The organism is bacterium (genome assembly GCA_023135785.1).
Taxonomy (GTDB): domain Bacteria; phylum CAIJMQ01; class CAIJMQ01; order CAIJMQ01; family CAIJMQ01; genus CAZNJA01.
Map to the genome: position 1 here is coordinate 23608 of JAGLSL010000021.1, position 6729 is coordinate 30336.

Below are 6729 nucleotides of genomic sequence, written 5' to 3' on the forward strand. Positions count from 1 at the left end.
ATCATCTTTTCGTTCCTGTTTGCATAATATTGGATTGCAAGCGATAAGTATTAAGAATAATCTGGGTATTTTCAGGGCCGGACACTGTTATCTTAATCTTTTTTAATCCGTCAATATCAGAATTTTCTACTTCTCTTTGCCAAAAAAATTCCGGATAATCTTCTTCGTCTGCCAACTCCCCGCCTGATGCAAAGCGGACAGGGAATTTCCCGTCTTCGGTTCTCATAAGCGGATTTTCCTGCATAAATGTATCCGAAAGAATTTCGTTTGCCAAAAATATAGCTGTCGTATGATATTTTGCTTTCATTGCCTGCCTTATAGATAAAAGTTGCGAATGGATTAGAACCGTCAGAGTAAGACCTACGATTGCAAGAGAAATTAGTACCTCCAAAAGGGTAAAACCCAATTGGAAATTGGTAATTGACCCTCTGGAATTTCTTTGAAATTCCGAGGATTGAGTCCCTGAAAATCTCTGATTTTCTAGGGATAATTGGTAATTTTTAATTTTCATATCATTTCTTCCTCCCAATATCCATTCTCAACACGGCTTTGGCCCGTTAAAGGATTTATAAAAAGAGTATAGAATTTTGAGTCGCTATCAATAAAATGAATAGTCGCCGGCTCGACAAAACCTGCGGGATTAAAAATTAAAAAAATTGTGCCTTCGGTAATTTTATCGCCTTTGAAATTGACTATATCTTTTATTTTCAAAGCGGAGCCTAATTTTTTTTCGGGAAGTAAAAACTCTTCATCTCCGTCAATTAAAGATACGGCTTGGAATTTGTTTTCGTCTAAATTAAACGAAAGAACGATTTCTTTGTTTTGGATTTGGGATAAATCATATACGGATTTTATAGTTTGGGATATTTTTTCGATTTGTCTTTCTTTTTCTAACTTCGATTTGTGAATACCGATATTAGGCAAAACAAGCGACAAAATTATGCCGATAACCAAAATAACAAGAGACAATTCAATAAGGGTAAACCCCCCTTGGATTGCTGAATGTAGATTGCCCCCGAGAAATCTGAAAGATTTCCGGGACTTTGGTCCTTGAAATTCCATAGAATTTCTAAGGGAGATTGCGGATTTAAAACCAACATGTCGCACTTTTATTTTTTTCTTTATTTCTATATTCCAAAATCCGAATTCTGAAATCCGCAATCGTTTACTCCATATCCCAAGAGTAGATATCCTCATCAAAGCCTTCTCCGCCTTCTTTTCCGTCTCTTCCCAAGGATATTATATCGAATTCGCCGTATAAGCCCGGACTTAAATAAATAAATGGATTAACCCATGCGTCCAAAGGAACTTTGCCTTTTTCCAAATACCCACCCTCATCATAACTTGTCGGTATTTTTCCTACTGTCGGTTTTTCCACAAGAGCTTTTAAGCCCTGTTCTGTGGAGGGATAAAAACCACAGTCTAACTTAAACAGTTTCAATGTTTGTTCTAAATTTCTTATTTGGGTTCTTGTTTGAGTTACCTTTGCCTTTTCGTATTGAACCATTATTCTTGGAGACACAATCGCTACTAACAATCCAATTATGACAACTACTACCATTATTTCAATAAGGGTAAAACCAGATTGGTAATTTTTATTTTTCATCATCATTTCCTCCCTGCAATTATCATTCTATCAATGCCACTATAATCCTTTTTTACGATTATGTCTTCAAAAACTTTTTTATTTCGCACAATATTTTTCACGAATTCTCCTTGCCCCTGCCCTATTTCCATTATCAGATAACCGCCTTTCTTTAAAAGGAATTTGCCTGCATCAGCCAAAGGTTCATAAAAATGCAATCCATCTGCGCCGCCGTCTAAAGCTTTTTGCGGCTCATAAGACAAATCAACAGCTAAATCGTTTAACTGCACGCTTCTAACATAAGGAGGATTGCTTGCCAAAAAATCTATTTTGCCTTTCCACTTTTCATTTTTGAAATAATCCCATAAGTTACAATTGATAAAAGAAACCGATTTTTCTAAATTCAACAGTTTTCTATTTTCACGGGCAACTTTAATGGCTTTAGATGAAATATCGGTAGCATATATATGAAAATTGCGATTATATTTAGCCAATGACAAAGCTATATTACCGCAACCTGTTCCAATATCCAGCCCAACATAAGCGCTATCGTCTGCTTGAGGGAAAAGGGTTAAGACTTCTTCCACTAAATGTTCCGTTTCGGGGCGTGGGATAAGCACATTTTTATTTACCATAAAATTCAATGACATAAATTCTCTTTTTCCCATAATATAAGCCGAAGGATAATGTCGTACTCTTTCTTCTACCATAGATGAGAATCTTTTAAAAACAACTTCAGGACATTGCATAGATAAATTGGAATATATATAGCTTTTTTCTTTAACAAGAACATGCGACAAAAAAGCCAAAACGTCGACGTGGGCATCTTGTATGCCGGCCGCTTTTATTGATTCAATACCCCAGGATAAGGCTTTTTGTAGTTTCATTTTATTTGTCCCAAAGCTCCGATATAATCTCAAAGTTCGGGATTATCCGAAGAGTCCGTATACTCCACTTTTTTCCGCAGGGGTAAACTCCACTTTTGTCATTCCTGCATGTTGTAAGCAGGAATCCATTCTTTCGTCATAAATAGATTCGTCCCCAAGTGTTTTTATTGGGGATAAAAGCTATTCGGGAATGACACACAACACCGAAATACAATTGAAATACATAGATATATATTGAGATATATTGCCAAACTACTTTTCTTCTAAATTTTCTTTTAAAACTTGGGTTAATATTTCCAGTTTACCGTCTAAAATGTCTTTTAATCTATGAAAGGTTTTATTAATTCTATGGTCTGTGATTCTTGCTTGAGGGAAATTATATGTTCTTATCTTATCGCTTCTTTCTCCGCCTTTTATCTGGCTTTTCCTCTGTTCGCATATTTCTTCTGTCTGTTTCTCTGTATAGAATTTGATAAGCTTTGCTTTAAGCACTCTCAAAGCTTTTTCTTTATTCTGATGCTGAGATTTTTGGTCTTGACATTGAACTCTTGTACCTGAGGGTTTATGCACAATACGAATCGCAGAAGACGTTTTGTTCACATGTTGTCCGCCGGGACCGGAAGCTCTAAATGTTCCTATATCAAGATCCCCTGGATTTATTTTCACGTCCACCTCCCCTACTTCGGGAAGAACAGCTACTGTCGCCGTTGAGGTATGAATTCTGCCCATAGTCTCGGTTTCAGGCACACGCTGGACCCTGTGAACTCCGGATTCGTATTTCAACTGTGACCAAACACCTTCACCCTCTACTACATAAATTACTTCTTTAAACCCGCCTCTTTCGGAAATACTCGAGTCCATTACCTCTATTTTCCATTCCTTTTTTTCTGCAAATTTAGAATACATCTTGAACAGGTCTCTTGCAAAAAGCGCCGCTTCGTCGCCGCCTGTTCCCGCCCTTATTTCCATAATCACATTTCCCTGTTCTTCTTTGGAAACGGGATTTAAAAGTTTGTCCCACTGATTTTCTAAAGAAACTTTTCTTTCTTCTAATCCTTTTAATTCTTCATCAATAAGACCTACCATATCCGAATCTTTTTCTTTTGTAAGCAACTTTTTTAGCTTTTCGATTTCGTTGATTACTTTTTTATATGCTCTAAATATCTTTATCTTGGGGTCCAATTCTTTCAAGAGACGACTGTTATCTTTTAAACGAGGAGGGTCTTTAATGATATCGGGAGAAGAAAGGATGTCGGTAATTCTCAAATACTCTTGTTCTAATTTATGCCCTTCTATATTTATATTCATCTTTTTTAAAACACTAAGGTCCGACGATTCTGTCGGACTCTCCGAAGAGTCCGTATACTCCGTCTTTTCGGTCCGAAGAACTCCGACAGTTGTTTTCGGACTCGTCGGAGAGTCATCGGACCGCATCGAAGCATCGGAGAATTAAAGCGCAAAGTTTTTTATGGGAAGTAGTAAGTAAAACAATTTAGGCAATCTTACTAATTAAAATTACTTTGCGCATTTATGTATATTTTTTCTATTTTTGTTTCTTGCCGTATTTCTTTTCAAACTTTTCCACTCGACCTGCCGTATCTATGAATTTTTGTTTGCCGGTGAAAAACGGATGACATTGGGAACATATTTCCACTTTCATTTCCTTCTTTGTGGAACGAGTAACTACAGCGTTTCCACAAGCGCATCTTACCGTAATTTTTTCATATTTAGGATGTATGTCCTTTTTCATTTTAGACCTCCTTTGGTTAATTATACAAAAGTACAATGAAATAAATAGAAATACATGCCTGCCCGCCAAATCTTGTCGGGCGGGGAAATATGTTGAAATATATCGCCTGCATACTACGTATTTCTATGTATATCCACGCCGAACTTATAAAATTCCTAATGAAATTTCCAATTTCAAAAAATTACAACATTTTAACATTATACTTTTATTAGAAATTAGGAATTGCCCGCCTGCCAAATCTTGTCGGGCAGGGATATTGGAAATTCTTTTTATCATGCTTCCTTTAAATTACAGATTTAAACTTCCTTTAAATTATAGATTTAAACTTCCTTTAAATTACAGATTTAAACTTCCTTTAAATTCATACTTTCCAGGAACTCTTTGTTGTCCTTGGTTTTGTTTAATCTTTCAAAAAGCAAAGTTATCTTTTCTATCAAACTCAATGGGGTTATTGCTTTTCTTAACATGTATATTTTTCTCAAATTTTCTTCTCCTATCAACACTTCCTCTTTTCTTGTTCCGGAGCGTTCCACATCTATGGCAGGGAAGATTCGCTTATCTACAAGACCTCTATCCAAAACCAGCTCCATATTTCCCGTGCCCTTGAATTCTTCGAATATAACATCGTCCATTCTGCTTCCGGTATCTACTAAACAAGTTCCTATAATTGTAAGACTGCCTCCTTCTTCAACATTTCGCGCGGCTCCCAAAAACCTCTTTGGTTTTATAAGCGCGTTAGAATCCACACCGCCAGACAATAGTTTTCCGCCCGGCGGCATAATTGCGTTGTATGCTCTTGCCAACCGCGTTATTGAATCCAATAGTATAATTACATCACGCTTATGCTCTACAAGTCTCTTTGCTTTATTGAGCACAATTTCTGATATTTGTATATGCCTTTCAGGAGATTCATCAAAAGTAGCGGCTATTACTTCTCCTTTTACCGAACGCTTCATGTCTGTTACTTCTTCGGGGCGTTCTCCTATCAACAGAATAAACTGGAGTGCCTCGGGATAATTTATGGTAAGAGCATTGGAAATTTTTTTCAACAAAACCGTTTTACCGGCGCGGGGAGGAGAAACAATTAAACCTCTTTGTCCTTTTCCGATAGGAATGAGCATATCGATTACTCTCGTGGCTAATTCCCGCTGGTCTGTTTCAAGAATAAAACACGGACCCGGGAATATAGGCGTCAATTCATCAAAACCCTTTATTTTTTTGGTATTTTCCGGGTTATCATGATTAACTGCTTCTACTCTTACAAGCGCAGGATATTTTTCGGTTTCTTTGGGAGGTCTGATTTGACCTGAAACCAAATCGCCCGTATGCATAGAAAATCTTCTAATCTGCGACGGCGAAATGTAAATATCATCCGAAGACGGATTATAATTGAAATTGGCAGAGCGTAAAAATCCGAACCCTTCAGGAAGAATTTCAAGGACTCCTTCTCCAAAAACATAGCCATTTTTTTCGCTCTGCTTTTGGAGAATCTCAACTACAAGTTCATCTTTGTTTTTACCTTTACCGTTTTTAGATCCCATGTCTAAAGCTAAACTTTCCAATTCTTTTAGAGTTTTTTGTTTAAGCTCCCACATATTGATATTTACAGCTTTGTTAACGTCCAATTCCTGCTTCATATGTTTTCCTCCTTACTCACTATTTGATTTTTATATCCATTTCAAACGATGGATAAATTGTTGAAAATGTTTCTTTACCCCGTTAGAGAACTCTGTTCTCTAACGGGGTTTACTTTGTCTGCTACATATTTTTAAGAGAAAAAAGTGTTTCTCTTACTTGTTTTTCTGTTTCTTGAATTTCGCCGTTGTTATCAACCACAAAATCAGCAAGTTTTACTTTTTCGGATAAAGGCAACTGCGAATTAATTCTATTTTCTGCTTCTTTCGCAGATAATTTTTTTATTTTACGCAAAGTTTCAAGTTGGAATTTCCGTTTCCTGACAACGACTATTACTTTATCCGCCATCTTCTGCATTTTAGCTTCAAAAAGAAGCGGTATGTCTACTATTACCCATTCATGATGATCTTTTCTAAGTTGTTTTAATTTTTCTTTTATATTTTTTTTAACCGCAGGATGAACAATTTGTTCTAATTTTTTTCTTTGAGAAATATCGCCAAAAATACACTGTCCCAATATTTTCTTGTCTATATACAAATCTTTTCTTAGAACATCTTCCCCAAAACACCGAACCACTTCTTTCCATGTTTTTTCTCCCGGGACAAGGAGTTCATGAACAATCTCGTCGGCATCTATTATCTTTGCTTTTAAAAGCGAAGAAAGAATTTTTGCCACTGTTGTCTTTCCTGTAGCAACGCCACCGGTAATTGCGATTATTTTCACTTGAGAATTCCCTCGTTTCATTTGGGAATTTGATTATACCCTTGCAATTCGCACCCTGAAATCGCATTCGCGATTTCTATGGATGCATTTCTATGAACCGGAAACCTTTCCCCGTGGAATGCAAAGCATTCCCGGGACTTTAGTCCTCG

General features: G+C 36.6%; 8 protein-coding genes. All 8 read right to left on the bottom strand.

All coding sequences use genetic code 11. The annotated features are described in order from the left end of the window. Nucleotide 1: 1 nt before the first annotated feature. A complete protein-coding gene (locus KAS42_01925; protein ID MCK4904990.1) occupies nt 2-511 on the bottom strand; it encodes a prepilin-type N-terminal cleavage/methylation domain-containing protein in 510 nt (169 codons plus the stop codon). Continuing rightward, the gene (locus tag KAS42_01930; protein ID MCK4904991.1) at nt 508-1197 is read right to left on the bottom strand and encodes a type II secretion system protein; all 690 of its coding nucleotides are present in this window, start codon (nt 1195-1197) and stop codon (nt 508-510) included. The genes KAS42_01925 and KAS42_01930 overlap by 4 nt, the downstream gene beginning before the upstream one ends. Next, nucleotides 1166-1609, bottom strand: coding sequence for a type II secretion system major pseudopilin GspG (gspG, locus tag KAS42_01935; protein ID MCK4904992.1), 444 nt, complete (start codon nt 1607-1609; stop codon nt 1166-1168). Before gspG ends, KAS42_01930 begins: the two co-directional genes overlap by 32 nt. Beyond that, nucleotides 1609-2472: a peptide chain release factor N(5)-glutamine methyltransferase gene (gene prmC, locus KAS42_01940; protein MCK4904993.1), complete on the bottom strand. Its 864-nt coding sequence runs from the start codon at nt 2470-2472 to the stop codon at nt 1609-1611. Before prmC ends, gspG begins: the two co-directional genes overlap by 1 nt. Nucleotides 2473-2724: 252 nt before the next feature. Next, nucleotides 2725-3780 (bottom strand): peptide chain release factor 1, encoded by a 1056-nt coding sequence (gene prfA / locus KAS42_01945; protein MCK4904994.1) that lies wholly within the window; start codon nt 3778-3780, stop codon nt 2725-2727. 235 nt (nt 3781-4015) lie between these two features. Next, nucleotides 4016-4222 carry a 50S ribosomal protein L31 gene (rpmE, locus tag KAS42_01950; protein MCK4904995.1) on the bottom strand — a complete coding sequence of 69 codons (207 nt, stop codon included), beginning with the start codon at nt 4220-4222 and terminating at the stop codon, nt 4016-4018. Between the two features lie 344 nt (nt 4223-4566). Continuing rightward, nucleotides 4567-5823 (bottom strand): transcription termination factor Rho, encoded by a 1257-nt coding sequence (gene rho / locus KAS42_01955; protein MCK4904996.1) that lies wholly within the window; start codon nt 5821-5823, stop codon nt 4567-4569. A gap of 157 nt (nt 5824-5980) precedes the next feature. Next, complete coding sequence (locus KAS42_01960; protein ID MCK4904997.1) at nt 5981-6601, bottom strand: dephospho-CoA kinase; 621 nt, start codon at nt 6599-6601, stop codon at nt 5981-5983. Nucleotides 6602-6729: the final 128 nt, after the last annotated feature.

Coding starts and splice junctions, on each gene's coding strand:
- gspG (MCK4904992.1), bottom strand. CDS start 1,609: ATGATGAAAAATAAAAATTACCAATCTGGTTTTACCCTTATTGAAATA.
- KAS42_01930 (MCK4904991.1), bottom strand. CDS start 1,197: ATGAGGATATCTACTCTTGGGATATGGAGTAAACGATTGCGGATTTCA.
- prfA (MCK4904994.1), bottom strand. CDS start 3,780: ATGAATATAAATATAGAAGGGCATAAATTAGAACAAGAGTATTTGAGA.
- KAS42_01925 (MCK4904990.1), bottom strand. CDS start 511: ATGAAAATTAAAAATTACCAATTATCCCTAGAAAATCAGAGATTTTCA.
- rpmE (MCK4904995.1), bottom strand. CDS start 4,222: ATGAAAAAGGACATACATCCTAAATATGAAAAAATTACGGTAAGATGC.
- prmC (MCK4904993.1), bottom strand. CDS start 2,472: ATGAAACTACAAAAAGCCTTATCCTGGGGTATTGAATCAATAAAAGCG.
- KAS42_01960 (MCK4904997.1), bottom strand. CDS start 6,601: ATGAAACGAGGGAATTCTCAAGTGAAAATAATCGCAATTACCGGTGGC.